The sequence below is a fragment of the Raoultella sp. T31 genome, assembly GCF_002806725.1.
In the GTDB taxonomy this organism is placed as follows: Bacteria; Pseudomonadota; Gammaproteobacteria; order Enterobacterales; family Enterobacteriaceae; genus Klebsiella; species Klebsiella electrica.
Window position 1 is genome coordinate 1 of the sequence record NZ_PIBO01000022.1, and the last position, 26691, is coordinate 26691.

Below are 26691 nucleotides of genomic sequence, written 5' to 3' on the forward strand. Positions count from 1 at the left end.
GGTAAGGCGTGAGCCGCCACCGGGCGATACATCCGCCACGGCGTATAAACCCGAAGCCCGGCCCACAGGCCCGGTAAGGCGTGAGCCGCCACCGGGCGACACATCCACCACAGCGCACAAACCCGGAGCCCGGCCCACAGGCCCGGTAAGGCGCGAGCCGCCACCGGGCGACACATCCGCCACGGCGCACAAACCCGGAGCCCGGCCCACAGGCCCGGTAAGGCGTGAGCCGCCACCGGGCGATACATCCGCCACGGCGTATAAACCCGAAGCCCGGCCCACAGGCCCGGTAAGGCGTGAGCCGCCACCGGGCGACACATCCACCACGGCGCACAAACCCGGAGCCCGGCCCACAGGCCCGGTAAGGCGCGAGCCGCCACCGGGTGATACATCCGCCGCAGCGCACAAACCTGGAGCCCGGCCTGTAGGCCCGGTAAGGCACGAGCCGCCACCGGGCGATACAGGATGCGCCGTTCGTATAGATACCGTCTCTGCTGAAGAGGAGAGAACCTCTGATGTCACATTACCGCCGCAGCTATATCCCTGGTGGCACCTGGTTCTTTACTGTCAATTTGCAAAATCGGCAAAGCGATCTTTTGATCCGCCATATCGATCAACTTCGCACCGTGACAGCGGCGATTAAACGCAAAAAGCCCTTTCTGATTAACGCGTGGGTTATTTTACCCGAGCATATGCACGCTATCTGGACGTTACCGCAAGGCGATACCGATTATTCGGGGCGCTGGCGGGATATTAAGAAAACTTTTACCCGCGAACTGGGAAGGCGAGAGGTCTGGCAGCCTCGTTTCTGGGAACATGCCATCCGTAACGAAGACGATTACCGGCGGCATATGGATTACGTTTACATCAATCCGGTGAAGCATGGCTACGTGCAGAGGGTGATTGACTGGCCGTACTCAACTTTTCATCGTGATGTGAGTATCGGGTTGTATCCGCCGGATTGGGCAGGGGACGTTGCCGATTTTGACGCCGGAGAGCGCAGACAGAACGCCGGGTGACTGCTGACGCCTTACCCGGCCTACAGAATCCGGCCCCACATTTATCCCACAGGCCTGGTAAGGCGTGAGCCGCCACCGGGCGATACATCCGCCACGGCGTATAAACCCGAAGCCCGGCCCACAGGTCCGGTAAGGCGTGAGCCGCCACCGGGCGATACATCCGCCGCGGCGCACAAACCCGGAGCCCGGCCCACAGGCCCGGTAAGGCGCGAGCCGCCACCGGGTGATACATCCGCCGCAGCGCACAAACCTGGAGCCCGGCCTGTAGGCCCGGTAAGGCACGAGCCGCCACCGGGCAACCTCGGGGCTCAGTCCTCGAAGAACCAGTAGCCGCAGTTGACCAGCGCGGCAAGCATCGCGAGGAACGACGGGTCTTCCAGCGCATCGCCAAAATGTGCCGCGTTAAGCGACAGATGCGTTGCCAGCGCGTCCAGCGCCGGGCGGTGCGGCGAATTAATTTTCTCGCCGTTGACGAACACCTCGCCGTCAATACGCAACACGCGCAGCCCGCCCAGCCGCACCAGGCGATCGCCCTGTTGCAGCGCGTCGTAAATTTCATCAGGCTGATACGGTGGCTCAGCAGGAGCCACGTCCAGCTCGTGGCGGGACTGGGTAATAAACTCGCCAAACCACTGCTTAAAATGCTCGGGCTGGTTAATCAACCCCAGCATCATATCGCGCAGACGATCCAGTTCAGCCGGCAGAATATCCGCCGGATGATCGCGGGAAGGCACGTCCGGGTCGGCATAGCGCTGGCTGCCCAGTTCACGCTGCAGAACATAGTCGGCAAAACCGCTGAACAGCTCGCGGGCGTTCGGCGCGCGATAGCCCACCGAATAATTCAGCGAGTTTTCCAGGGAGTAACCTTCATGCGGGAATCCCGGCGGAATATAGAGAATATCGCCGGGCTCCATCTCTTCATCAATGATGGCGTCGAAGGGATCCACCTGCAGCAGGTCCGGATGTGGACAGTGCTGCTTCATCGGGACTTTATCGCCCACGCGCCAACGACGTCGGCCGGTTCCCTGGATGATAAACACGTCATATTGATCGAGATGGGGGCCTACGCCGCCGCCGGGTACGGAGAAAGAGATCATCAGATCATCAATACGCCAGTCGGGGAGGGCGCGGAAGGGTTGCATCAGCGCGGCCGTCGGCTCGTGCCAGTTATTCACCGCCTGCACCAGCAGTGACCAGTTGTTTTCGCTTAGGTGATCGTAGCTTTCGAAAGGACCATGGCTGACCTGCCACTTCCCGTCCTGATGGCTGACCAGACGGCTATCGACTTCGCTTTCCATCGCCAGCCCGGCCAGTTCATCCGGGCTAATCGGGTCGACGAAATTAGCGAAGCCGCGCTTGAGGACTACCGGGCGTTTTTGCCAGTAGCGTTCGATAAAGTCAGGCCAGTTAAGCGTTAATTGATAATCCATTTTTTTATTCCACAGCAGGTGTCTGTCTGGGATTATACACGCCATGCTTCAAACTGCCTCTTTGTTGACGGCGATTGTGCTGCGCAGTCACAGAGTTTGCCCAACCGCGGCAAGCGGGGAGGTTCAGCTTTCCGTATCGTCGGGCAACTGGCGGCCAAAAACCACCTCCATGCAGGCTCCGCCGAGCAGGCTTTCACCGGTGAGGATGTCGCCATCGTATTGCTCAACGATATCCCGGGCGACGGAAAGTCCCACGCCCTGGCCCGGCCGCAGCGTATCGGCGCGTTGCCCGCGATCGAATACCGCGGCCCGCTGGTTTAACGGGATGCCGGGGCCATCATCTTCCACCAGAATATGCAGGTGGTTGTCGTTGGTCTGACGCACGGAGACTTCGACAAATTCCAGACAATATTTACAGGCGTTATCCAGCACGTTGCCCATCACTTCCATAAAATCATTCTGTTCGCCGACGAAGCTTGTCTCCGGAGAGATATCGAGACTGATATTGACCCCTTTACGCTGATAAACCTTGTTCAGCGCCGAGGTCAGCTTGTCGAGCAGCGGCGCAATCGGATGCAGTTCGCGGCTGAGCAGCGTACCGCCGCTGCGCATGCTGGCGCGATGCAGATAGTAGCCGATTTGCTGTGAGATGCGACTGATCTGCTCCAGCATGATAGGCTCTGCTTCATTGAGGTCGATTTTTTCGCCGCGCAAAGAACGTAAAGTGCTTTGCAGCACGGCCAGCGGGGTTTTCAGACTGTGGGTCAGATCGGTCAGCGTGGTGCGATATTTGTCGTAACGCTCGCGCTCGCTTTTAAGTAGCCGGTTAAGGTTGCTGACCAGCCGGGTCAGTTCGCGGGTGGTATTCGGGTTGAGCATCTCGCGGTGATGCTCTTCCAGCTCACGGACCTCTTTTGCCAGCGACTCGATAGGGCGCAGGCTCCACCAGGCCGCCACCCAAAGCAGCGGGATCACCAGCAGCAGATTGGCAACCAGCACGTAAACGAACCAGCTCCAGACCATATAAGAACGTTTCAACTCGACGGGAATGGTGTCAATCACCACGATGCTCAGCTGCGGCATCTTATCGGTTGCCGGATAGATATTGATCGCCACCGAGTGGGTCATTTCTGAACCATCATCCTGCTGGCGAAGGGCGTCCAGCTCCTCCTGGAACTGATGATTGTCGCGCAGCAGCATGCTGCTGCTGTCAACGTCGGACTCGATTTCGTGGAAGCCGTTGCTTTTCAGCCATTCGGGCTGAATGCGTTTTGCCAGCCAGGCGACATCGCGCTGCATCCACAGCAGTTTGCCGTTGGCATCGTATATCAACGTAACCGTCGGGCTCTGCATGTTCAGTCTTTCGGGGATATCCACATCGATGCGATTATTTTCCCACCTTGCCAGCATGTAGAACAGGTTACTTTCGCCGCGCAGCAGGCGGAAGGTGGTTTTATCAAAGCTGACGCTGTAGCCCACCAGCGCAACCATGCCATAGGCCAGCGACAGCACCAGCACCACAGCCGCCGTCGCCAGCAGAAAACGCACGCGTAATGAAAGCGGCAAAATATGCCTTAGCGGATTTTTCATTCGCGCAGTTCAAATAAATAGCCCTGGCCGCGCACTGTTGTAATGACGTCATGCGGGTGCTGAGTCTGAATTTTTTTCCGCAGCCGCCCCATCAGAACGTCGATGGTGTGGCTTTCGCGCAGTTCAGCATCGGGGTAGAGCTGGAGCATTAATGAATCTTTGCTGACGACTTTGCCACGGTTGCGAATCAGCGTTTCCATAATGGTGTATTCAAAGGCGGTCAGCTTGATGGGCTGTTCGTTAATCGACAGCTCGCGGCGTGACAGGTCGACCTGGAAAGGCGGAATGGAAATAACCTGTGACGCCAGGCCGCTATTACGACGCAAAAGCGCCTGCATCCGGGCTGCGACTTCTTCAATATGGAACGGCTTGGTGACGTAGTCGTCCGCCCCGGCGCTCAGCACCTCGACTTTGTCCTGCCAGCCTTCGCGGGCGGTCAATACCAGCACCGGAACCGACACGTCATGACTGCGCCAGCGGCGAATCAGCGAAAGACCGTCTTCATCGGGCAGGCCCAGATCGACAATGGCGATATCCGGCACGTGTTCACCCAGATAGTAATCGGCTTCCTTCGCATCTTCTGCTGCGTCCACCTGGTGGCCTAATTCCTGGAGCTGGACTTTCAGGTGATGGCGCAGTAAAGCGTTATCCTCAACGACGAGCACGCGCATGCCTTTTCTCCCGTTTATTTTGATTTTAAGTAGTGTAGCGCTGATTAGATATACTGAATTTAAACGGCTGTAAATGAAAGGCTTTTGTTGCAACCAGGCCTGTCGTCCCATTTGCTGGCCTGCCACGTCGGTGGAGAGAGGGAGGTAGCGCCAGCGTCCGATATGTGTCCGGCAAGAGAAGGGGCATATCGTGGACATATATTGGCAAGTTTATCCTCATGTTTCCAGCCTGGCGAACATGGCGCGGATAAAACGGCGCTTCAATGGGTGATGCGAGGAAAAAAGCGAACTCAGGCGTGTGGCGGGGGCATTTATCGCCCTGACGACGCTCTGGCGAATGAATGGCCGGAATGATTCCCGGCCATCTGTTTATCGGTATTCATGCGCTCCTCGCTGATTCCGGCTGGAAGGCGAGGCCAGGCGCTTACTTCAGTTCATCAACCATGGTGGTGGCGCGGCCGATGTAGTTAGCCGGGGTCATGGCTTTCAGACGAACCTTCTCATCTTCCGGCAGCGGCAGACTGTCGATAAACTGCTGCATCCCTTGCGCGTCCACGCGCTTGCCGCGGGTCAGCTCTTTGAGCTTCTCGTACGGTTTTTCGATGCCGTAGCGGCGCATCACGGTCTGGATCGGCTCAGCCAGCACTTCCCAGTTATGATCCAGCTCGTCCAGCAGGCGATCGCCGTTCAGCTCCAGCTTGCTGACGCCTTTAAGGGTCGACTGGTAAGCAATCAGCGCATAGCCGATGCCTACGCCGAGGTTACGCAGGACGGTGGAGTCCGTCAGGTCGCGCTGCCAGCGGGAAACCGGCAGTTTGCTCGCCAGATGCTGCATCATGGCGTTAGCCAGGCCGAGGTTACCTTCGGAGTTCTCGAAATCGATCGGGTTCACTTTATGCGGCATGGTGGAGGAACCGATTTCGCCGGCGATCGTTTTCTGCTTGAAATGGTTGAGGGCGATATAGCCCCACACGTCGCGATCGAAGTCGATCAGGATGGTGTTGAAGCGCGCGATGCAGTCGAACAGCTCGGCAATATAGTCATGCGGCTCAATCTGCGTGGTGTATGGGTTCCACTGGATGCCCAGCGAGGTGACGAACTCTTCGCTGAACTGGTGCCAGTCCACTTCCGGATAGGCCGCGATGTGGGCGTTATAGTTACCCACCGCGCCGTTGATTTTGCCCAGAATTTCCACCTGGTTCAGCTGACGATACTGACGCTCCATACGGTAAGCGACGTTAGCCATCTCTTTACCCATGGTGGACGGCGTGGCCGGCTGACCGTGAGTTCGGGACAGCAGCGGCACATCGCGATACTGAACCGCCAGGTCTTTCACCGCGTCGATAAGCTTGCGCCAGTACGGCAGAACCACCTCATCGCGCGCGGTTTTCAGCATCAGCGCGTGGGAGAGGTTATTGATATCTTCGGAGGTGCAGGCGAAGTGGATGAATTCGGATACCGCGTGCAGTTCAGCGATATCGGCCACTTTTTCCTTGAGGAAATACTCTACCGCTTTGACATCGTGGTTAGTGGTACGCTCGATGGTTTTGATGCGCTGCGCGTCTTCAACGCTGAAGTCGGCAACGATTTTATCAAGGAAACCGTTTGCGTCGGCAGCAAAAGCAGGAACTTCCTTGATCGCTGCGTGCGCGGCTAACTTTTGCAGCCAACGTACTTCAACTTGTACACGGAATTTCAGCAAACCGAATTCGCTGAAGATACCGCGCAGCGCGCTGACTTTATCGCCGTAGCGTCCATCGACAGGGGAAACGGCGGTCAGTGAGGATAATTCCATAGATCACAACTCCGGGGTTAAATGAGCAAGAATTTGTTTGGCCTGGTTAACCAGACGATTACGAGAAAACATGAGCTGCATGCGCCCGCCGCCCACCTGGTGCCAGAGCACGGCGGCGCGAATGCCTGCCAGCAGGGAGGCGCGAACTTTGGCCTGAACCTGCGGGCTCTGCAACACGGCCGGTGAGCCGGTCACCTGAATACGTGGGCCCAGTGGGCTGATGACATCAACATAGATGCCCGCCATGGCGCTGAGCAGGGTTTCAGATTGCAAATCGAAATGTTCCAGCTGACGGCGCAGGCCGGCAATACGGTTGCCGAGGGTATCCATCGCCCCTTTGCTCCCGTCAAGCTTACGCTCAAGCACCATCAGGCTTAACGTGTAGCGGGTCAGCTCGGCATTGAGGCCCTGACGACTGCCGCTGTTGAGTACGCCGAGCAGGGTTTCCAGCCCGAGGCGAAGATTGGCTTCACTGCCACCGAACACCGCTAGAGTTGAATCCGGGTTGAGATCGATGATGCTGTTCAGCGAAACGTGCAGGGCATCGCCGTCGCAATGGCCCTGGTGCGCCAGTTGCTGAACCAGACGGGCGGCCTGGCAGATGCCCGCCAGCGCCAACGTGATGTCATAATAATTCTTCGCCACACCTACTCCTTGTAAACCGTCGGCGAGGATTTTGCCTCACCGGCGGTAAAAAACTGTCTGTCAGGACTGCAGCGGCAGACGCTGCTCGATCACGCCGCCGCCGAGGCACACTTCGCCAAGATAGAAGACCGCCGACTGGCCCGGCGTCACTGCCGCAACCGGTTCATCAAAAAGCACTTCGATGCGTTCGTCATCCAGCGCGTTTACGGTGCACGGAATATCGGTCTGGCGATAGCGGGTCTTCACCGTGCAGCGCAGAGTACCTTTAACCGGCTCGCGATCGACCCAGTGCAGCTGTTGGGCAATCAGCCCTCTGGACATCAGACGCGGGTGGTCGTGCCCTTGAGCCACAACCAGAATATTGCTTTCGACGTCTTTATCAACAACGTACCACGGGTCTTCGCTGCCTTCTTTGGTGCCGCCGATGCCGAGGCCTTTACGCTGGCCAAGGGTATGATACATCAGACCCTGATGCTCGCCGATTTCGTCGCCGTCAACGGTGACGATTTTGCCCGGCTGAGCAGGAAGGTAGCGGCCGAGGAACTCGCGGAATTTACGTTCGCCGATAAAGCAGATCCCGGTAGAGTCTTTTTTCTTCGCGGTGATCAGGTCGAGATCTTCCGCTATCTTGCGCACCTGCGGCTTTTCCAGCTCGCCAACCGGGAACAGGCTCTGGGCAATCTGCTCATGGCCGAGGGTGTACAGGAAGTAGCTTTGATCTTTGTTGCCGTCGAGACCGCGCAGCAGCTGGCTTTTACCATTGACATCGGCACGGCGCACGTAGTGGCCGGTGGCAATATAGTCGGCGCCCAGATCTTCTGCCGCGAACTCAAGGAAGGCTTTAAATTTGATCTCTTTGTTGCACAGAATGTCCGGGTTCGGCGTGCGCCCGGCTTTGTATTCGGCCAGGAACAGTTCAAACACGTTGTCCCAGTATTCTGCGGCAAAGTTAACGGTATGAAGCTCAATCCCGAGCTTATCGCAGACGGCTTGCGCGTCGGCGAGGTCGGCAGCGGCGGTGCAGTATTCCTCACCATCGTCTTCCTCCCAGTTCTTCATGAACAGGCCTTCTACCTTATAACCTTGCTGAAGCAGCAACCAGGCAGAAACAGAGGAGTCGACGCCGCCGGACATGCCGACGATCACTTTTTTTTGGCTTTCTGACATTGGAATATTCACCACATTGAACTTCAAGGCGGCATATTCTAGCACGCACGAGCGGCTCAGGCACCCCCCAGGAGCGGCCAGTTAAACGCGCCAATTAATGACAGCGGATAGCGCGGGTCCTGTTGATAGCTGCGGATGCTTTCGGCAACCAGTTGAGAGCGCAGATTTGGCGCCGTCAGGATCTGTTGCGCACTCAGCCACAGACAGCGGTCGATATCGCTGTCATGCGGTTGCGTGGCGCACGTATCGTTAAGTTCGATGGCGAACAGAAAGCGTAAAAACGGCGTATTGTCTGGCGCAATCCACTGGTGCATGCGAATAAAATGCTGCGGCGTGGCGCGAATGCCGGTCTCTTCCCACAGCTCTCGCTCAGCGGCCTGCGCCAGCGTTTCATCAGCTTCGAGGTGTCCTGCCGGCTGATTCCACAGCGCTTTGCCGTTGATGGTCTCCTCAACGATCAGAAATTTGTCTTTCGCGTGTACGACGCAGGCGACGGTGACGTGCGGTTTAAACATACTTCCCGTTCCTTGTGTGATTAGCCGACCTGGCGCCACTCGCCGTTGGCCAGTCCGTCGAGAGTATAGCCGCCCATGGCGTAACGAATAAGCCGCAGCGTGGGATAACCCACGTGGGCGGTCATGCGTCGCACCTGACGGTTGCGTCCTTCATAAAGGGTGATTTTTAGCCAGCTGGTGGGAATGGATTTGCGTTCGCGGATAGGCGGGTTGCGCGGCCACAGCCAGGCAGGTTCTGCCACCCGTTCAATGCCGGCGGGCAGAGTAGGGCCATCGTTGAGCGTGACGCCAGTGCGTAGCGCGGTTAATGCGTCTTCTGTTGGCTGGCCTTCGACCTGAACATAGTAAATTTTACCGGTGCGCTTGCCGGGCTGGGTCAGCGTGGCCTGTAGTGCGCCATCGTTGGTCAGCACCAGTAATCCTTCGCTATCGCGGTCAAGACGACCCGCCGCGTAGACCCCGGAGACGGAAATAAAATCTTTCAGCGTGCTGCGTCCGGCTTCGTCCGTAAACTGCGGCAACACATCATAGGGTTTATTAAACAAGATCACGCGTTTTGGCGCGTGTTCTTTGCGTTGTCTGGCGTCTTGTTGTGAGCTGAATCGCTCAACGCGATGTTTTCTAAATGAAGTTTTCTGCATGGTATTTTCAGATCCTGACAATTGCCGCATTATAGCCTAATTACGAATGCCTTTCATGGACGCAAACATTCAGGTAGTATTGACATGCTCATCACAATTTTTTAACAAAAATATTGCTCAAACTGATTCGCGCTAGAAGAAGGCGGCACGGACGCGAATCTCCGCTTAGCGGGATGACCCGGTGGCGGAGTGGGCGGATAAAGCCAACGCTCGGTTAGTGTGAAAAGGAAGAGCAGAACCAGAAGCGCTCGAAGGAGAGGTTAATGGAAAGCAAAGTAGTAGTTCCGGCGGAAGGTCAAAAAATCACCCTGCAAGATGGCAAACTGAATGTCCCTGACAACCCGATCATCCCGTTCATCGAGGGTGATGGTATCGGTGTCGACGTGACTCCGGCGATGCTGAAAGTGGTCGATGCCGCCGTTGAGAAAGCCTATAACGGCGAGCGTAAAATTTCCTGGATGGAAATTTACACCGGCGAAAAATCGACCCAGGTGTATGGCCAGGACGTCTGGCTGCCTGCCGAAACTCTTGATCTGATTCGTGACTATCGTGTTGCTATCAAAGGCCCTCTGACGACGCCAGTTGGCGGCGGTATTCGTTCCCTGAACGTTGCGCTGCGCCAGGAGCTGGACCTCTACGTCTGCCTGCGCCCGGTTCGTTATTACCAGGGTACTCCGAGCCCGGTTAAACACCCGGAGCTGACCGACATGGTTATCTTCCGTGAAAACTCCGAAGACATCTATGCGGGCATCGAGTGGAAAGCGGACTCTGCTGAAGCAGAAAAAGTGATCAAATTCCTGCGTGATGAGATGGGCGTGAAAAAAATTCGCTTCCCGGAACATTGCGGTATCGGTATCAAGCCGTGCTCTGAAGAAGGCACCAAGCGCCTGGTTCGCGCGGCTATGGAATACGTTATCACCAACGATCGCGATTCGCTGACCCTGGTACACAAAGGCAACATCATGAAGTTCACCGAAGGCGCGTTTAAAGACTGGGGTTACCAGCTGATCCGCGAAGAGTTCGGTGGCGAGCTGATTGACGGCGGCCCGTGGCAGAAAGTTAAAAACCCGAACACCGGTAAAGAGATCATCATCAAAGACGTGATCGCCGATGCCTTCCTGCAGCAGATCCTGCTGCGTCCGGCGGAGTATGACGTCATTGCCTGTATGAACCTGAACGGCGACTACATCTCTGATGCGCTGGCAGCCCAGGTTGGCGGTATCGGTATCGCGCCGGGTGCGAACATCGGTGACGAATGCGCGTTGTTCGAAGCGACCCACGGTACAGCGCCGAAATATGCTGGTCAGGATAAGGTGAACCCGGGTTCTATTATTCTGTCCGCTGAGATGATGCTGCGCCACATGCAGTGGTTCGAAGCCGCAGACCTGATCGTTAAAGGCACCGAAGGCGCCATCGCCGCTAAGACCGTGACCTATGACTTTGAACGTCTGATGGAAGGCGCTAAACTGCTGAAATGTTCAGAGTTTGGCGACGCGATTATCGCGAACATGTAATCCAGCCTCTGGGTTAAACAATAACGGGAGCTTAACAGTTCCCGTTTTTTACTAGTTTTTGAATGGTTATCAATATTTTATCAACTCAGGTTCTCAAAACCTCATTCCGAAAATCCTCATAAAGCCTCTTTTGTCCATCCCTTGCCGCGGGTATCAGGGCATGTAATGTCAGTGGGGGACGCCGGGACTGTCGGCTTCTCTCGCCAGGGAAACCGACGTCGCTGGCAAATGGCTGACGCGATCAGAAGGCTCAATCCGCCGCAGACCGGTTCACTGAACATACCAGGGTGGCATGATCCCACCATGGGTTACTGTTCACGCGGGTCGCAAGCACATCGAATTGCGCTTCCCTGAACTCATTGATTAAGGCCGGGAGTGGTCTCAGCGTTCGCCAGGGCTGACCATTTTTGAGTAAATGATGCTTCGCGGCATGATATGCCGCTCTGTCTTCCGCGTAACGAGGGGTTCCACACATCGAGCCGACGACAAATCGTCCTCCGGGTTTGAGCAATCTTCTCACCTCCGCAAAGCAGCGGCTGCGGGCATCATCAATCAGGCAATGCAAACAACTGCCATCAATAATGAGCTCAAACGCGGCATCCTGACATTGGTGGATATCACCGACATGACCGACAAGAAAGTGTGCTGAAAGACCGATGCGCTGAAAACGCTCTTCTGCCCATCTGATGGCGGTTTCTGATAAATCTATCCCCCACACAGCAAATCCCTGTTCGGCAAGATACTGCGCGGCCATGGCTCCGTTCCCACACCCCAATTCAAGTACCGGCGCGCCGGGACGAGGAAGGTGGTGATGTAAGTTGAGCCAGTGAAAGATCTGCTCCTGCTGTTTTTTGGCCCTGAGATAACCTTCTCCAGCCCAGGCGGTAGCGCCATTAGCCCGCAGTTGCCGATACGCTTGTTCATAGGGATTCATAGTGAAAATGCCTTTTTGCCAGCGACCACAGGCGCCAGTTTATACGCCATAGGGCTATGGGATGAAGCGTTTGTGTAGCGAAAATAGCCTGCGCAGCACACGGCAGCACACGGCAGCACACGGCAGCACACGGCAGCACACGGCAGCAGGGCTGCATCCGGCACACCTGTATCATTTTCCGCTCGTAGCGTCCGCGTGTTCCCTGCGCAAAAAACTGACCGGTATTCAATGATGGCGCAGAGGTAACATCCGGCCGGAGTGCGCGGGGTTAAGAACCGTCTTCAGCAGCAGGTGAGGCGATAGCGCCATCTTTCCTGAGAGCATGACCATACTGCCAGGTGGATACCAGGCAGATCAGTAAAACAGGTAACATCATCAGGCCCAGCGGCTTCCAGCCCACAACTGCCAGCATCACGCCGGCCCCTGAGGTGGCGATCGCGGAAAAAATAAAGCGGCTGGTTTCGGCCAGACCCTGTGCTTTTTTTCGCTCATGATCCCGATAAGAGAGACTGAGCAGCGTAGAGCCACCGACAAACATAAAGTTCCATCCGATCCCCACCAGCAGCAGACTTAAGCTGTATGCCAGCATCGTTTCCCCGCTCAGGTTAACCGCGATGGCTGATATGTTGAGCGCGATCCCGGTATATAACAGAGCGGTGATACCCACTTTTCGTATCAGCAGACCGGTAAACAGTGAAGGGACATACATCCCCAGCAGATGCAGCTGAATAACCAGCGCGCCCTCATTCATTGAATGGTGGTGCGTCACGGAGAGAGGGGCCGCCGTCATAAGAAAAAGCATCACGAAGGAGCCCACGACCAGGTGAAGCCAGGCCGTACGGTAATCCGCACGTTTCATTAACTGCCGACTGGTCGGTGACCCTGGCAGAAGCGCGGCGCTGTCCGGGGCAGGGGGATCTTTTTTTTCTCGATCGAGGAACAGGGCCAGATTAAGCGCAGACAGAATACCCAGCATTGCCACAACGAGATAAACACCGGCAAAGCGAGGTAGCCCGGGGACATCCCGCGCAATAATCGTCAACAGCGGCCCGAGGATTGCCGCCACAACGCCGCCAATCATGACCAGAGAGATAGACTGCCCCTTCACTTCCGGCGGGGAGTGATCGGCGGCAACCAGACGATAGTACTGGCTGAAAGCCTGATAGACGCCGACAAGAAAACAGCCGGTGCAAAAAAGTAAAAAACTGCCCTTCAGCACGGCGAGAAAAGACAATAATCCGCCCGCTGTACCGCATACCGATCCCAGGATAAACGCGAGTTTTTCGTTTCCCCGGCCAATCATGCTGGCCGCAAACAGACTCGAGAACGCGCCGGCGACAGTGATGAGCGCAAATGGCACTGTCGCCAGTTCATCAGACGGCGCCAGCTGATAGCCCACCAGAGTGGCGATGGTCAGATCAACAGAGACAGCGCAGGTAAAAAACAGATTACTGACCGCAAGGATGACGGGGATGCGGCCCGGTATGTATCGCATGATGCCCCTCCTACAGGGATGAACTGAACGGAAGTAAAGCGCAAGGCGCAGCCGTTAAACGCTACGCTGACTATTCCTGGCTGATGCCGGGGCACCGGGTATTGTTTTTATCAACTGACAGTAAAACCCGCCGTAAGCAAGCGGCTGCTCCTGAGCAGAAGTCTCAGGGGATGGGCAGGGTAGAGCAAAGCGAAGCGGTTCAAATAACGGTTTTCGGCGGGCCGCTTTCTCATCGTGAAAGATTTTTGTGGTCATGATTTAAGCTTCCGTCCGTTATTCGTGTCATCAGAACGCTGTATTTATGGCTTCTCGATTACCTGAGCAATAAATAAAGCAAGAAGGATGCCATAAAAAAAGCGGATTTAACCCGCTATTCATGGCGCGCCTGCACTGTCCGGGAGCAAATTTCCCCTGCCCTGGTGCAACAGATTTAATTATCTATTTTATTATTAATAATAAAATAGATAAATTATTTACTGACAGGGGTTTTAAATTAAACCGTTATTGAGAGCTTACGACGGCTATAGCATAAAGTTCAACAGGAATAACATGAATCTGACGCCAGCTCGTTTCCCGGTTATTCTCTTTGCCATGTCATCCAGCCTCCGTGCTTGCCTGCTCAGTAGGCTGGACGTCATCCGGAACTCCAGCTCATTCAGCACCCAATATGGCGGATATTAACGGCCATCCTGAACTCATCGATGGCACGATCGCGAGCGTACAGGCTGAAGAGAGCAATTCAGAGTATTTTTCTATTATTTTGCCATTTAATGATTGAATTTAGTGATTTTTTCTTAATGCATTAATATTCATGGCATAAAATGCGATGGAGAAACTCCGGGTATATATCATTTCTGGTGTTAAAATAGACTTTATCGTCACTTTTGGTGATTAAAACTCCTGCAATTCGTTCAATGTGTGAATTAAATTTTACTTAATTCATTGATGTATAAAGTTTTGTTAAAACCTGGTGACAAGAATAAAACGTTACTATAAAGTAAATTTAAGTTTATTCATTGCCGTGTTTTTATCATGAATAGTTCTGAAAAAGATGACCTGGCGCCTGTGGGCCATTTATTACGCGAATGAACGCCTGTCAGACCGTATCTTATTTGCCGATCAACGAGATCGCGATAATTTCCGCAGATCTTACCGGGGTGCAGCGGCGCCCCCTGTTCCTGACAGGATGTACTTTTATGCAGCAGATCGCTTTTTATATGCTTATCGCCAGCCTGACCATCGCCACCCCCGGGCCGGGCGTGCTGTTCACCCTGACGAACACACTGAACTACAGCTTGCGCCATGCCATGGCCGGGATCATCGGTGTGGCCGCCGGAATGGGCGTGATAGCGATCGTTGCGGCCAGCAGTGTCGGAGCGATCATCACCACCTCCCAGCTGGCGCTGCTGGCGGTGAAAGTTACCGGGGCCGCTTACCTGATCTACCTGGGGAGCAAATTATTTCGCTCGGTACCCCCTGTGCTGAACAATCGCGCGGTCACCGCAGGAACCGATGTCGTACCGCCGGCGAGTCAACGCTTCCGCCAGGGGCTGCTGGTTTCTCTGCTCAATCCCAAACCTATCGTTTTCTTTATGGCGCTGTTCCCGCAATTTATTAACCCACAGCAGCCATTCGTTGCTCAGTTTTCGATACTGGCGGGTATTTTCTGTCTTTTAGTGATCGCCATCCACTCGCTTTACGGGCTTTTCGCCCACGCCGTAAAGATGAAGATGTCTGCCGGTAATCTCTTCAGTAAACTCAATAAAACCGGCGGGATAGTGTTCATGTGTTTTGCAGCTGGCCTTATCATTTCCGCCCTGCATCCTTATATCTGAACCTCTGCTGACTTATTCCTTATGGCGTCGTTAATACGGACATTTTCGCTGATAACCCAGGGCGTAAATTCTTTTGACCACCGCAGAGGGGATATCCTGGCGGTGTGGGGGCGGCGTATTGGACCATTTACCTGGAGAAATGACGGGCGATAACGTTCCCGGCCCCTTCCCTGGAGTATGCCGCGACGCTGGAATTTATGAAAGCGGGTAAACCAACGTATAATGTAGCGCCGGAGGCGCGCCGGTTGATGACCAGGAAAGCGGAAATATCAAAAGCACGAAGAAAACAGGTGCGCTGACAATACCTGCTCAGGTATTTGCTATCATCCCCACATGGACACGTGAATGTTGTATATGACGTTAAAACAGCAGAAATGAAAATCCTGTCAAAAGGGAAATCCATTGAGAGTTGCGCTGGCTACGCAAGATAACTTTCCTGACGGGAAAGTGAAGGTAAGTTGCCAGGATGTTCTGTAATACAGGTGAAAAATGTTTCAAAAAAAACCGTTTCTCCTCCCCCTGCTTATTGCTCTCTCGTCAGGGGGGGTTATCCTGACAACTTTTCTGCTTCTTGGAGGGATCTATTTATTTCAAAAGAAAGAAATAGAAAACTCGATCCTTGAGAGTAACCTGGCTTACGCGATGAAAATTGCTGATACGACAGACCGATATCTGGCCATGGCGCAACGTGAATTAGCCTGGACCGCGTCAGAGTTGCATAGCACCGATACATCCCTGGCCAGGCATGAGGTAGAGCGTCTGCAGCTGAGGTCAGAAGTCTTTAACTCTGTCGGAGTGGTTAACGCGAAGGCGGTTATTATTGCCACTTCACCTTACTTGCCTGCGCTGACAGGCCTCAGAGTGCATTCTGACGCCAGTCAAAATGCTCTGACCGTTCAACAACCGCTGATTTCTGGTCCGTTCACGTCGGTTGCCGGGAATGAGATAATCATGCTCTCGCACCCACTCCGTTCGTCAGATGGTCACTATCTGGGGTATCTCGGTGGAAGCATTTATCTGAAAAAGCAAAGTATGCTAAGCGATATTATTAGTCTTCACTTTTATAAAGATAATGTCTCGGTAACTATTGTCGATCGCGATGGCATGGTGGTATTCGCGACGACTCCCTCGAAGACAACCCCGCGTCTCGATTTATCTCCACAATTGAAAACGTATATGAGCAACAACTTAAACGGTTCTTTTGTCGGGCGAGATCGTTTGGTTGGCTATGCGGGTCTGAAGAAATCTGACTGGAATGTTATTGTGTCAACGCCGTCAGAGGTTGTAACCAGTATGTTGTTGAATACTGCGAAGAAAATTTCCGGGCTGGTGCTGGCTATACTGTTCTTTATTGCTACGGGGGTGGCTTTCCTTTCATTACGGATAGCAAAACCACTGGCGCAGCTTGCCCGGCTGGTTCAGGCCACCGACAGCCTTACCTCCCCGGAGAAACTCTCATCCATCAGGGCCTGGTATCAGGAAGCTTATTTACTCAGAGATGCGATGGAAAAACGCTTTCGTTTAGTCTCTGCGCAATTTGCCGCGCTCAGTGATGAGGCGATGACAGATCCTTTGACGGGTTTGTATAACCGACGGGGTTTCTATGAGCAATTAACGTATATCAAGAACCTCAAAAATCAGTGTGCGATTGCTGTTGATATCGATCATTTTAAAACGATTAACGATCGTTTCGGGCACAGTGCTGGCGATGCCGTGCTGGTTCATGCCGCGGATCTATTAAAACTGACATGCCGCAAAGGGGACGTCATCAGCCGCTTTGGTGGCGAGGAGTTCGTGGTCCTGTTGTCGGAAACCACGCTCGCAGAGTCCGCTGCGATCGCTGAGCGGATCCGTCAGGTCATATCGGCTACAGAGTTCACTGAGGCCGGACATCTTACGGTCTCGATCGGTGTTGCGGGGCTGAAAGATTATGCCAGCGACTACGAACGACTCCTTATGGAAGCGGATTCAGCGTTATACCAGGCCAAACGACAGGGACGAAACCGGGTCGTGGTCAGCGAGCATAGCCAATAGCCATTTGCCTGACGTTGCGGCGCTAAAGTTGCGAATATTTTTTGCTTTATGAACGGTGGGGTGCTGGTCAGGATTTTTACCGCCGCGGTTTTCAGACAGGAACAGGAGCCGGTTTGCGCAACGGCAGATGACTCTCGCCACCGGGTCACCTGGGGAACGAAAACCAGATATCGGCATTCTCAATTTTCAGCGGCTCTGTCGGCCGGGGAGCCGCAGGGAAAGGCCGAACGGCGTGCTGAAAATAGTGAAGCTGTGGCAGCAAGCATCGGTAGGCGAAACTGCGACAGTAGATATGTCCGCCGTTTGTGAAGCGGCTGCGTAATCCTTGCCTGGCCGTCAGTCAGAGTATTATTTTGCCGCTTCGCTGTTTATGGCTGGCGGAGTTTTTCCGCACCGACCACCAGCCATACAGAAAGACACACCATCAACGCTCCGATAATAAACCCTTCATTAATAGTTTCACCCAGCGCCAGATAACCCCACAGCACGGCAAAGGGGGGGATCAAAAAGGTAACAGTCAGTGAACGCAGCGGACCAATATCCGCGATCAGGCGAAAATACAGAATATAAGCAAAAGCGGTACACACGATCCCGACGGCAAGCACGCTCGCCCATACTTCCCCCTGCTGCCAGTTAATGGCTGGCCCGATGGTGATACTGTAGATAAAAAAAGGCAGCAAAAATAGCGTTGCGCCAATCTGGCTGCCGAAAGCGACGGTCTTTGGATCCAGCCCGCCTTTATTTGAAATCCAGCGACGAGTCAGAAAACCGGCTATACCATAGCATGCAGTAGCCGCAAGGCATGCCACAACGCCAGCCAGAGTTTCATTCGTGGAACGAGATTCGCCGACGGTGGTGATGACCATAATGCCGACCAGCCCAAGTAACACGCCTCCCCATTTTCGTGTTGTGAGTCTTTCACGAAAGAAAATCAATCCAGTCAATGCCCCCATTAATGGCGTCGTGGCATTGAGAATCGCTGAATATCCGGCTGGCAACCATCTGGCAGCAAGACAATACATCAGGAAAGGGAACCCAGAATTAATTACCCCTAAAATAAGCGATGATTTGAACTTCCCTGCAAAATTAAATGAAGCTTTAACAACAAACAAAATAACGGCAAGCCCACTAAAGCCAAAAAAGACGCGTAAAAAAGCAGTGTTAATCGCACCGAATTCAGGTGCAGCAATTCGCATGAACAAAAAACTTGCGCCCCAAATGGCGGCAAGAAGTAATAATCGGATGTAATCGACGGCACGCATTTTGACACCTCTTTTTATCAAAAGAAAAATGTTGTATATATCATTCGGCTTAATAAAATTTAAACATGAAAAAACTTTAAGAGCATGTCAGCAAACACACAAACAAGTTTTTCTTTTATCATTCAGTTTTACTAATGCATAGGCCGAGGCAGATTATGAAACTTCCCCCTTTACATGCACTTATGTGCTTTGAGTCGGCCGCCAGGCATTTAAGTATGAAAAAAGCGGCCGAAGAACTGTGCGTCACCTCCAGTGCGGTCAGCCAGCAGATTGCAAAACTGGAAGATATGACCCGCATGCGCCTTTTTATCCGCAGTCCACGAAGCCTTGAACTGACCGATGAGGCCCGGATCTATCTGCGTGCAATCCGCCCGGCGTTCAGTCAGATAGCAGAAGCGACGCAGCGGCTGATGAATGAAGGAAAACCGAATAAAATAACCCTCAGCTGCACCAGCGGTTTCGCAATCCAGTGGCTGCTGCCACGTCTGGCGGGATTTGAAAAGGAGAACCCCGGGGTGGAGGTGCAAATCAGCACGACTAACCGGCGGGTTGATTTATTGTCAGAAGGGATCGACTTTGCTGTCAGACACGGCACTGGCCATTATCCCGGTCTGGAATCGGAATGCCTTCTGAACGACCGACTCAGGCCCGTCTGCAGCCCGCGCCTTATCTCTCAGGAGCAACCACTCTCTTCAGCGCTTGATATCACCCGGTACACTCTGTTGCATGATGAGCACCGAATGGACTGGGCTGTCTGGTTTAATGCGGTAGGCATTGCGGGTGCCGATACTGACAAAGGCCCCGTTTTCGTCGATTCGAATGGCGTACTGGAGGCTGCGCTGGCAGGGAAAGGTATCGCCCTTATGCGCAGCGCGCTGATCCGGGAGGAACTGAAACTCGGGACGCTTATCAGCCCGCTGCGAACGGCCATTGATTCACCGATAGCGTACTACCTAGTGTATGATGAAACGGCCATTTTACCGCGAATAAGCAGACGGTTTCGCGACTGGATCTCGGCTACCGCAGCGGCTGACAAAAATGAGTACCCCGCCTGATCTGTCTTCAGAAAGGGGACCCCACGGGCGTTCTCTTTTTTATTTTAAATAATCATTTAATTTATATCAGCTGCGAAAACCCGCCTTTTACGCAGATTTATTCCACCGTTGACTTTAAATTCAGTAAACATCCCGATGATGTATTTATCGTCATCATGGGGAGAATACCTGGGGCGGCCTTCAGTATTTCGCGCATAGCCGGCATGGCGCCCTCTACCTGTAAGAGTGGCCGCTAATCTTGCGGTGATGCAATCCTGGTACAGCCGCCGACATTCCCGCTATAATCGCAGAAATTTCTCAACGGGGTTAGAGACGAAATGACAAAACTCACCTTACAAGAGCAGCTGCTGAAAGCCGGGTTAGTGACCAGCAAAAAGGTCGCTAAAGTGCAAAGAACGGCGAAAAAATCACGGGTTCAGGCGCGTGAAGCGCGAGAGGCGGTGGAAGAAAACAAAAAGGCGCAGCTCGAACGTGATAAGCAGCTCGGTGAACAGCAAAAGCAGGCTGTTTTAGCCAAAGAATATAAAGCTCAGGTGAAACAGCTTATTGAAATGAACCGAATTGTGCCAGCAAAAGGGGACATTGGCTTTAACTTTACCGACAACAACCTCATCAAAAAGATTTTTGTCGATAAGCTGGTTCAGGGCCAACTGATTAGCGGCCGTCTGGCGATCGCGCGTTTGGTGGCAGACAGCAACGGCGAGAGCGTATACGCGATTATTCCGGCTAACGTCGCGGATAAAATTGCGCAGCGCGATGCGGACAGCATTGTGTTACACAGCGCGCTCAGCCAGGAAGAGCAGGACGAAGACGACCCGTATGCTGATTTTAAAGTGCCTGATGATTTAATGTGGTAGTTGATCTCGCCGTTGGTCTTGTATTGCGTCGAATGGCCGCCTCAGTGAAGGGGATGAGCGCCTGGCCTCACGGCGAAAAATGCCGCCCCCTTAAAGGATGAATCAGTAAGGATGAATCAATGATGATGTTTCGCCCCATGCGCGAAGAAGAATATCCGGCCTATCTGCAATATTTTATTGCGGATTATGCGCGTGAAATCGCCGCCAACTATCGACTTAGCGCAGAGGATTCACTGGCAAAAGCGAAGCGCGAAATCGCCGGGGATCTTCCGGAGGGGGTGAATACGCCCGGGCAGGTTCTGCTGTGTCTCTTTACCCAGGCAGACAATCGTGACAGACACGTCGGTTATCTCTGGTACAAACCCGATGCCGCCACGCGAAGCGTGTTCATCTATGATTTTTATATCTTCAGTGCCTGCCAGGGGCAGGGGCTGGGCACGCAGGCGCTACGCGCTTTTGAGCAGGAGATGCGTGAGCAGGGGGTTGAACAGATTCGACTTCGCGTTGCCGGGGATAATGAACGAGCCCGCCATGTCTACCAGTCCACCGGTTTTTGGGTGACGGGAATCAATATGAGTAAAACGTTGACCGGTTAACGCGCGACCGGCGCTACGCGGACGTCGACTAAAAGCCGTTTATAGCGCCGGGCTGCGGTCAACGGCGTGGTGAACCAACGGCTCCTCAGGGTTTCGCCGCTGTGCTTACCCTGAGTCTGGTTGCCTTGGGCGCCGTTCGGTCCGGCGAGGGTTCTGGATAGTGATTCCGAACGCCTGAGCCGGACCATTCCTTCAGCGCGCTTACTCCGCAGCTTATTTCGCCAGCAGCTCCCGACGAACAATCTCCGCGCCGGCACTTAACGCATTGAGCTTGCCTCTGGCGACCTGACGAGACAGAGGTGCCATACCGCAGTTGGTCGAAGGATAAAGCTTATCGGCATCGACAAACTCAAGGGCTTTGCGTAGCGTACCGGCGACCTCTTCCGGGGTCTCAATGGCATTGGTGGCGACGTCAATGGCTCCCACCATCACCTTTTTGCCGCGAATCAGCTCAAGCAGGTCCATAGGGACATGCGAGTTATGGCACTCCAGCGAGATGATATCGATATTTGACGTTTGCAGCCTCGGGAACGCCTCTTCATACTGACGCCACTCTGACCCCAGCGTCTTTTTCCAGTCGGTATTGGCTTTGATGCCATATCCATAGCAGATATGCACGGCCGTTTCACATTTTAGTCCTTCAATGGCTCGTTCTAATGCGGCGATCCCCCAGTCATTCACCTCATCAAAAAAGACATTAAATGCCGGTTCATCAAACTGGATAATATCGACACCCGCCGCCTCTAATTCTTTAGCCTCTTGGTTGAGAATTTTGGCAAATTCCCAGGCCAGCTTTTCGCGGCTTTTATAGTGATTATCATAGAGGGTATCGATCATCGTCATCGGTCCTGGCAGGGCCCATTTAATCGGTTGTCTGGTCAACTGACGTAAAAACCGGGCATCTTCAACGAAAACGGGCTTCTGACGCGCCACTTCACCCACGACCGTCGGCACGCTCGCCTCATAGCGATTGCGAATTTTCACCACTTCGCGTTTCTCAAAATCCACGCCGCTGAGGTGCTCAATAAAGGTGGTGACAAAGTGTTGGCGCGTTTGTTCGCCATCGCTGACAATGTCAATTCCCGCACGCAGCTGATCGTACAGGGACAAGCTCAGCGCATCTTTTTTCCCCTCAATTAATTCTTCGTTATGTAATTTCCACGGGGACCACAGTTTCTCAGGCTCTGCCAGCCAGGAAGGTTTAGGTAAGCTGCCAGCCGTCGATGTGGGTAATAATTTCTTCATAATAGGGAGCCTTGTATGTTCGGTGAATTAAAGTGCGTAGCCAGCAGACCATTGCTCAAGAATATTCTGGTAAGGCTTAATGAAATGCTCTTCAGTAAATTTTCCTTGCTCAATCGCCAGCTGGCTTCGTTCTTCCCGATCATAAACAATTTTGGTTAATGAATGATCCTGGTGATTCAGGCTCGGTTGATAGTATTGCCCTGCGGCAGCATTGGCATTGTAAATTTCAGGCCGGTAAATCTTCTGGAACGTCTCCATCGTACTGATGGTGCTGATCAGCTCAAGATTAGTGTAATCACTAAGCACATCACCAGAAAAATAAAATGCTAACGGCGCAACGCTATTCTGCGGCATGAAATAGCGAACCTTTAATCCCATTTTGGCGAAATATTGTTCGGTCAGCGACGAGCCATTTTGCTGATATTCAATACCCAATACCGGATGCTGATTTCCGGTCCGCTGATAGGTGTCTTTGCTCGATACGCTCAGGCAAATTACCGGCGGTTTGTTAAAGTTCTGCTGATACTCGTGTGAATTGACGAAATGTTTAAAAATATTCCCATGCAGATCGCCAAAACCATCCGGGATGCTAAATTGGGATTGCTGTTTGTTATGCTCTAACAGCCGCACGCTAAAATCATAATCACGTACATAAGAAGAAAAATTATTCCCGACGATGCCGTCAATACGTTCTTGCGTTTTTTTATCAAGAATATTCGTTTTTAATATCTCAATCACCGGGAAGCTGCCGCGGCGATCCTGGTCATGGAGTGTCATCTCAACTGAAATAATTTCCAGTTCGACAGAATAACGATCGCCTTTCGGGTTATCCCAGTACGCCAGCGAGTTAAAACGGTTGTCAATCATCGTCAGCGTGTTACGCAAGTTTTCCTCACGGTTGTCCCCTCTGGCCAGATTCGCGAAGTTGGTTGTAATTCGCGTATTTTCAGCGGGGTTATAATGCGTGTCAAAACAACTACGTTTAATAGCAAATGTAAAATTTTTATTCATCGCGATGCTGTACCCTAAGTTCTGATATGAAGACTGAATTTATTCCCTGAATCCCAGAATATCCTTTCTTTTTATCTGGTTTTATTGTTCAGTAATCATCATATTGTCTCTGATTAATAAACACATTTTATGCCAGAGTCCCCGGATAAGTGAAAGCGACATAATTTCATTACAACATGAGGTATCTTCATGGTCGCCGGTCGGGCCACTTCAAAACCGCGACCGCTGCTCTCTGCCGTCTCTGCGCATGGCCGATGGTCGGCGCGCGACTCTCAGGCTAAGCGGATGAGTGGCAAGAGTGAGGCGACCCGCAGTGTAGAGTCTCAATCACAAATGTGTTTAGATATTTGTTTCTGAAATCCGGTGACCAACATGATGAATCCACAAGAAAATATTGTCAGTCAGTTCAGTACGCTTTCACCTGAGTTACAGCGGGCCGCAGAGTTTTGTCTGCAAAACGTGAATATACTGGTTGTGCAATCCATGCGCGCTTTCGCCGCGCAAGCCGGGGTGAAACCCGCCACGCTGCTGCGTCTGGCGCAGCGTCTCGGGTTTAGCGGCTGGGGAGAGCTGAAGGATGCCTTTATTGACGATCTCGGCTTACGTAATGATACATATGTATCTAAAGCAAAAAAACTCGTTGCCAAAGATACGCAGTCGAAGCTGTATGAGGAAGTCTTTCAGGCGCATCAGGCCAATCTGGCCTTCACCGGGCGTGAAAATCAGCAGGCGATGCCGCGAGCCGTCACGCTGCTGGATGAGGCGGACAACGTCTATATCTGCGGGTTTCGCGCCAGCTTCCCGATTGCCTGGTCGTTGTATTATGTCTACCGTTTATTCAACCGTCAGGTGTCATTGATTGATGGTCTGGCAAGCAACATTGAACTGTTTACCCGCGAACTCACCGCTGGCGATTGTGTGCTGCTTACCAGTTTCGCCCCCTATTCACGAGAGTCGCTGGATGTCCTGCATGCGGCGCAGCGGGCCGGCGCCCGTATTATCGCCATCACCGACTCACCGGTCTCCCCGTTAGCTCAGGCGGCGGAGTGCACATTGCTGTTTTCAATCGACAGCCCCTCGTTTTTCCCGTCTGTCGTCTCCGGTATGGGGCTGGCGGAATGTCTGCTGGCGATGCTGGTGGCGCGTCACGGCAACGAGGCGGTCAGCAAAATCGAGAGTGCTGAGCGCTATCTGATCGACTCCGGCGCCTATGTGGTTCCCGGCAAATCCGGGTAAATGAAGCACTTGTCTCTGTAATAAGAAAATTAAATACATATGCATCATAATTGCGTTGAAGTGATTCAAATGAATCCTGCAAGATAATCCTCATAGTACGCAATAGCGTTTTCAGGAGCAGGAACAGAGCATGAGTCAGATCATTCATCGCAGCTTACGCCACACCCCCGCCGTCGCGGCGAGCGCGCAAGGTGTTTACATCACCGATGCCAGCGGCAAACGTTATCTTGATGCCTGCGGCGGCGCCGCCGTCTCATGCCTTGGGCATGGGCATCCCGACGTGCTGGCAGCCCTGCATCGTCAAATCGACCAGCTGGCCTACGCGCATACCAGTTTCTTTACCAGCGATACCGTTGAGCAGTTGGCGGAGCAGTTGACTCGCCAGGCACCGGGCGAGCTTAACTACGCCTATTTTGTCTCCGGGGGCTCCGAAGCGGTAGAAACCGCATTGAAACTGGCGCGCCAGTATTTTGTCGAAATCGGTCAGCCGGAGCGCACCAAATTTATGGCCCGCAAGCAGAGCTACCATGGCAATACGTTGGGGGTATTGGCCGTGGGAGGCAATGAGTGGCGTCGTCGTCAATTCGCGCCGCTGCTAATCGACGTGATTCGCGTCGCCGCCTGCAATGAATACCGCGACCGTCGCGAGGATGAGAGCCAGCAGCAGTATACCGATCGTTTGCTGCTGGAACTGGAGCAGGCAATGATCGAGGCCGGCCCGGAAACCATTATCGGTTTCTGCGCAGAAACGGTGGTCGGCGCGACAACCGGTGCGACCCCGCCGACCCCGGGTTACCTGCGCGGCGTGCGTCAGCTGTGCGATAAATACGGCATTTTGTATATTGCCGATGAAGTGATGTGCGGCATGGGGCGTACCGGCACGCTGCACGCCTTCGAGCAGGATGACGTTGTCCCGGATCTGGTGACCATCGCTAAAGGCCTGGGGGGCGGATATCAGCCGATCGGCGCGGTGCTGGCCAGCGAGAAGATTGTTGCCGCGCTTCAGGCCGGCAGCGGTCTGTTCCAGCATGGACATACCTATATCTGTCACGCCACTGCCGCCGCCGCCGCATTGGCGGTCCAGCAGGTTATCGAGCGCGATAACTTGCTGGATGCGGTGAAACAACAGGGGCATTACCTACAAAACGCGCTGCGTGATGTGCTGGGTGAGCTACCGCATGTCGGGGACACTCGTGGACGTGGCCTGTTTGCCGGCGTGGAGTTGGTTTATGACAAAGGGGACAAAACCCCGTTCGATCCCGCATTAAAGCTGCATGCGGCAATCAAGGCCAACTGTCTGTCCCGTGGCCTGATGGTCTACCCGCTGGGAGGAACCATCGATGGACAATATGGCGATCATATTCTGATAGCCCCGCCGTTTATCATTACGCAACCGCAGCTTGATTTCGTGGTTGATACGCTGCATCAGGTCATTCGTGCAGAGACGCACAAGTTAGCGAGGCCAGTATGATGAATCGTTTACCGCCGCTGGCCGAACAGGAGTGGGATGAACATCAGCGCCCGCTGGCGGAGGAGATCATTAACGGCCCCCGCGGCGCACTGTTGCCGCCCTTTGAACCGCTGCTGCGCAGCCCCGAATTGATGGCCCATGCACAGCGCATGGGGGAGTACCTGCGCTATCGCAGCGCGCTCGGACAACGGTTGTCTGAACTGGCTATTCTCATGACCGCGCGCCATTGGTCCCAGCCGGTGGAATGGGCGATTCATGCGCCTATTGCCCGTGAGAAGGGCATTTCAGCCGCGGCGGTACAGGCGATTAATGAATGCTGTCTGCCGGTGGATTTACAAGCGGATGAGTGGGTGGTTTATCACTTCTGCCAGCAGCTGCACCGAGAGAAAAGAATCAGCGATGATACCTGGCAACACGCCATCGCGCTTTGGGGAGAAAAGGGCGTGGTCGATTTGATGGGCATTAATGGTTATTACAGTTTACTTTCTATGATTATGAACGGCGCGCAGACGCCAGTACCCGATACCGGGGATGAGATTATTCCCGCTTAAATAATTGACCGGCAAACTGGAGAGTCTTTTTTCTTCACTCCAGGTTGCTTGCTTAATTTGTCATGGAATACACACACCGGTTGTTAGCCCTTCAGCGGGCGCAACATCTGTTCTGTTATATA

General features: G+C 53.6%; 24 protein-coding genes. 10 read left to right on the forward strand and 14 right to left on the reverse strand.

Annotated features, from left to right (window positions below; all coding sequences use genetic code 11):
* The coding region (locus CWM52_RS15490) for a hypothetical protein (RefSeq protein WP_133121751.1) at positions 1 to 452 on the reverse strand (452 nt) is incomplete at its 3' end.
* 63 nt (positions 453 to 515) lie between these two features.
* Between CWM52_RS15490 and CWM52_RS15495 the strand changes: the two genes are divergently transcribed.
* Positions 516 to 1019, forward strand: a complete 504-nt coding sequence (locus tag CWM52_RS15495) for an REP-associated tyrosine transposase (protein WP_100684895.1) — start codon at positions 516 to 518, stop codon at positions 1017 to 1019.
* A 308-nt stretch (positions 1020 to 1327) separates the two neighbouring features.
* Here CWM52_RS15495 and CWM52_RS15500 read toward each other — a convergent pair whose 3' ends face one another.
* The 8 genes from CWM52_RS15500 to rluE form a co-directional block, all read right to left on the reverse strand.
* A complete protein-coding gene (locus CWM52_RS15500; protein ID WP_100684896.1) occupies positions 1328 to 2449 on the reverse strand; it encodes a cupin domain-containing protein in 1122 nt (373 codons plus the stop codon).
* Positions 2450 to 2572: 123 nt separating this feature from the next.
* Positions 2573 to 4039 (reverse strand): two-component system sensor histidine kinase PhoQ, encoded by a 1467-nt coding sequence (phoQ, locus tag CWM52_RS15505; protein WP_100684897.1) that lies wholly within the window; start codon positions 4037 to 4039, stop codon positions 2573 to 2575.
* Positions 4036 to 4710 (reverse strand): two-component system response regulator PhoP, encoded by a 675-nt coding sequence (gene phoP, locus CWM52_RS15510; RefSeq protein ID WP_032688316.1) that lies wholly within the window; start codon positions 4708 to 4710, stop codon positions 4036 to 4038. The genes phoQ and phoP overlap by 4 nt, the downstream gene beginning before the upstream one ends.
* Before the next feature lie 424 nt (positions 4711 to 5134).
* On the reverse strand, positions 5135 to 6505 hold the full coding sequence (gene purB, locus CWM52_RS15515; RefSeq protein ID WP_100684898.1) for an adenylosuccinate lyase: 1371 nt from the start codon (positions 6503 to 6505) through the stop codon (positions 5135 to 5137).
* A 3-nt stretch (positions 6506 to 6508) separates the two neighbouring features.
* Positions 6509 to 7150 (reverse strand): high frequency lysogenization protein HflD, encoded by a 642-nt coding sequence (hflD, locus tag CWM52_RS15520; RefSeq protein ID WP_100684899.1) that lies wholly within the window; start codon positions 7148 to 7150, stop codon positions 6509 to 6511.
* 60 nt (positions 7151 to 7210) lie between these two features.
* Positions 7211 to 8317 carry a tRNA 2-thiouridine(34) synthase MnmA gene (mnmA, locus tag CWM52_RS15525; RefSeq protein ID WP_141964882.1) on the reverse strand — a complete coding sequence of 369 codons (1107 nt, stop codon included), beginning with the start codon at positions 8315 to 8317 and terminating at the stop codon, positions 7211 to 7213.
* A gap of 56 nt (positions 8318 to 8373) precedes the next feature.
* Positions 8374 to 8832 (reverse strand): NUDIX hydrolase, encoded by a 459-nt coding sequence (locus CWM52_RS15530; protein WP_100684901.1) that lies wholly within the window; start codon positions 8830 to 8832, stop codon positions 8374 to 8376.
* Between the two features lie 20 nt (positions 8833 to 8852).
* Complete coding sequence (gene rluE / locus CWM52_RS15535; protein ID WP_100684902.1) at positions 8853 to 9503, reverse strand: 23S rRNA pseudouridine(2457) synthase RluE; 651 nt, start codon at positions 9501 to 9503, stop codon at positions 8853 to 8855.
* Between the two features lie 233 nt (positions 9504 to 9736).
* Here rluE and icd point away from each other — a divergent pair, with 233 nt between their 5' ends.
* On the forward strand, positions 9737 to 10987 hold the full coding sequence (gene icd / locus CWM52_RS15540; protein WP_100684903.1) for an NADP-dependent isocitrate dehydrogenase: 1251 nt from the start codon (positions 9737 to 9739) through the stop codon (positions 10985 to 10987).
* Between the two features lie 250 nt (positions 10988 to 11237).
* Here the strand turns inward: icd and CWM52_RS15545 are convergent, their stop codons facing one another.
* Positions 11238 to 11921, reverse strand: coding sequence for a class I SAM-dependent methyltransferase (locus tag CWM52_RS15545; RefSeq protein WP_100684904.1), 684 nt, complete (start codon positions 11919 to 11921; stop codon positions 11238 to 11240).
* A 268-nt stretch (positions 11922 to 12189) separates the two neighbouring features.
* On the reverse strand, positions 12190 to 13416 hold the full coding sequence (locus CWM52_RS15550; protein WP_100684905.1) for an MFS transporter: 1227 nt from the start codon (positions 13414 to 13416) through the stop codon (positions 12190 to 12192).
* 1196 nt (positions 13417 to 14612) lie between these two features.
* On the opposite strand from CWM52_RS15550, the gene CWM52_RS15555 reads away from it, so the two are divergent.
* Both CWM52_RS15555 and CWM52_RS15560 read left to right on the forward strand, forming a co-directional pair.
* On the forward strand, positions 14613 to 15251 hold the full coding sequence (locus CWM52_RS15555) for a LysE family translocator (protein WP_100684906.1): 639 nt from the start codon (positions 14613 to 14615) through the stop codon (positions 15249 to 15251).
* A gap of 489 nt (positions 15252 to 15740) precedes the next feature.
* Complete coding sequence (locus CWM52_RS15560; protein ID WP_100684907.1) at positions 15741 to 17285, forward strand: sensor domain-containing diguanylate cyclase; 1545 nt, start codon at positions 15741 to 15743, stop codon at positions 17283 to 17285.
* A gap of 368 nt (positions 17286 to 17653) precedes the next feature.
* Here CWM52_RS15560 and CWM52_RS15570 read toward each other — a convergent pair whose 3' ends face one another.
* A complete protein-coding gene (locus CWM52_RS15570; RefSeq protein WP_100684909.1) occupies positions 17654 to 18547 on the reverse strand; it encodes a DMT family transporter in 894 nt (297 codons plus the stop codon).
* Positions 18548 to 18702: 155 nt separating this feature from the next.
* Here CWM52_RS15570 and gcvA point away from each other — a divergent pair, with 155 nt between their 5' ends.
* The 3 genes from gcvA to CWM52_RS15585 all read left to right on the forward strand — a co-directional run bounded on the left by gcvA (position 18703) and on the right by CWM52_RS15585 (position 21055).
* Positions 18703 to 19602 carry a transcriptional regulator GcvA gene (gene gcvA, locus CWM52_RS15575; protein WP_100684910.1) on the forward strand — a complete coding sequence of 300 codons (900 nt, stop codon included), beginning with the start codon at positions 18703 to 18705 and terminating at the stop codon, positions 19600 to 19602.
* A gap of 317 nt (positions 19603 to 19919) precedes the next feature.
* Complete coding sequence (locus CWM52_RS15580) at positions 19920 to 20459, forward strand: DUF2058 domain-containing protein (RefSeq protein WP_100684911.1); 540 nt, start codon at positions 19920 to 19922, stop codon at positions 20457 to 20459.
* Positions 20460 to 20578: 119 nt separating this feature from the next.
* Positions 20579 to 21055, forward strand: coding sequence for a GNAT family N-acetyltransferase (locus CWM52_RS15585; protein WP_100684912.1), 477 nt, complete (start codon positions 20579 to 20581; stop codon positions 21053 to 21055).
* A gap of 213 nt (positions 21056 to 21268) precedes the next feature.
* On the opposite strand, the gene CWM52_RS15590 is transcribed toward CWM52_RS15585, so the two are convergent.
* Together CWM52_RS15590 and CWM52_RS15595 are read right to left on the reverse strand one after the other, a co-directional pair.
* Complete coding sequence (locus tag CWM52_RS15590; RefSeq protein WP_100684913.1) at positions 21269 to 22300, reverse strand: methionine synthase; 1032 nt, start codon at positions 22298 to 22300, stop codon at positions 21269 to 21271.
* Between the two features lie 27 nt (positions 22301 to 22327).
* Positions 22328 to 23311: a DUF1852 domain-containing protein gene (locus CWM52_RS15595; protein ID WP_100684914.1), complete on the reverse strand. Its 984-nt coding sequence runs from the start codon at positions 23309 to 23311 to the stop codon at positions 22328 to 22330.
* Positions 23312 to 23686: 375 nt separating this feature from the next.
* On the opposite strand from CWM52_RS15595, the gene CWM52_RS15600 reads away from it, so the two are divergent.
* From CWM52_RS15600 to CWM52_RS15610, 3 genes are all read left to right on the forward strand, one after another.
* Positions 23687 to 24547, forward strand: a complete 861-nt coding sequence (locus CWM52_RS15600; RefSeq protein ID WP_100684960.1) for a MurR/RpiR family transcriptional regulator — start codon at positions 23687 to 23689, stop codon at positions 24545 to 24547.
* 130 nt (positions 24548 to 24677) lie between these two features.
* Positions 24678 to 26018: an aspartate aminotransferase family protein gene (locus tag CWM52_RS15605; protein ID WP_100684915.1), complete on the forward strand. Its 1341-nt coding sequence runs from the start codon at positions 24678 to 24680 to the stop codon at positions 26016 to 26018.
* Complete coding sequence (locus CWM52_RS15610) at positions 26018 to 26569, forward strand: carboxymuconolactone decarboxylase family protein (protein WP_100684916.1); 552 nt, start codon at positions 26018 to 26020, stop codon at positions 26567 to 26569. Before CWM52_RS15605 ends, CWM52_RS15610 begins: the two co-directional genes overlap by 1 nt.
* Positions 26570 to 26691: the final 122 nt, after the last annotated feature.

Coding starts and splice junctions, on each gene's coding strand:
- CWM52_RS15495 (WP_100684895.1), top strand. CDS start 516: ATGTCACATTACCGCCGCAGCTATATCCCTGGTGGCACCTGGTTCTTT.
- CWM52_RS15500 (WP_100684896.1), bottom strand. CDS start 2,449: ATGGATTATCAATTAACGCTTAACTGGCCTGACTTTATCGAACGCTAC.
- phoQ (WP_100684897.1), bottom strand. CDS start 4,039: ATGAAAAATCCGCTAAGGCATATTTTGCCGCTTTCATTACGCGTGCGT.
- phoP (WP_032688316.1), bottom strand. CDS start 4,710: ATGCGCGTGCTCGTCGTTGAGGATAACGCTTTACTGCGCCATCACCTG.
- purB (WP_100684898.1), bottom strand. CDS start 6,505: ATGGAATTATCCTCACTGACCGCCGTTTCCCCTGTCGATGGACGCTAC.
- mnmA (WP_141964882.1), bottom strand. CDS start 8,317: ATGTCAGAAAGCCAAAAAAAAGTGATCGTCGGCATGTCCGGCGGCGTC.
- CWM52_RS15530 (WP_100684901.1), bottom strand. CDS start 8,832: ATGTTTAAACCGCACGTCACCGTCGCCTGCGTCGTACACGCGAAAGAC.
- rluE (WP_100684902.1), bottom strand. CDS start 9,503: ATGCGGCAATTGTCAGGATCTGAAAATACCATGCAGAAAACTTCATTT.
- icd (WP_100684903.1), top strand. CDS start 9,737: ATGGAAAGCAAAGTAGTAGTTCCGGCGGAAGGTCAAAAAATCACCCTG.
- CWM52_RS15545 (WP_100684904.1), bottom strand. CDS start 11,921: ATGAATCCCTATGAACAAGCGTATCGGCAACTGCGGGCTAATGGCGCT.
- CWM52_RS15550 (WP_100684905.1), bottom strand. CDS start 13,416: ATGCGATACATACCGGGCCGCATCCCCGTCATCCTTGCGGTCAGTAAT.
- CWM52_RS15555 (WP_100684906.1), top strand. CDS start 14,613: ATGCAGCAGATCGCTTTTTATATGCTTATCGCCAGCCTGACCATCGCC.
- CWM52_RS15560 (WP_100684907.1), top strand. CDS start 15,741: ATGTTTCAAAAAAAACCGTTTCTCCTCCCCCTGCTTATTGCTCTCTCG.
- CWM52_RS15570 (WP_100684909.1), bottom strand. CDS start 18,547: ATGCGTGCCGTCGATTACATCCGATTATTACTTCTTGCCGCCATTTGG.
- gcvA (WP_100684910.1), top strand. CDS start 18,703: ATGAAACTTCCCCCTTTACATGCACTTATGTGCTTTGAGTCGGCCGCC.
- CWM52_RS15580 (WP_100684911.1), top strand. CDS start 19,920: ATGACAAAACTCACCTTACAAGAGCAGCTGCTGAAAGCCGGGTTAGTG.
- CWM52_RS15585 (WP_100684912.1), top strand. CDS start 20,579: ATGATGATGTTTCGCCCCATGCGCGAAGAAGAATATCCGGCCTATCTG.
- CWM52_RS15590 (WP_100684913.1), bottom strand. CDS start 22,300: ATGAAGAAATTATTACCCACATCGACGGCTGGCAGCTTACCTAAACCT.
- CWM52_RS15595 (WP_100684914.1), bottom strand. CDS start 23,311: ATGAATAAAAATTTTACATTTGCTATTAAACGTAGTTGTTTTGACACG.
- CWM52_RS15600 (WP_100684960.1), top strand. CDS start 23,687: ATGAATCCACAAGAAAATATTGTCAGTCAGTTCAGTACGCTTTCACCT.
- CWM52_RS15605 (WP_100684915.1), top strand. CDS start 24,678: ATGAGTCAGATCATTCATCGCAGCTTACGCCACACCCCCGCCGTCGCG.
- CWM52_RS15610 (WP_100684916.1), top strand. CDS start 26,018: ATGAATCGTTTACCGCCGCTGGCCGAACAGGAGTGGGATGAACATCAG.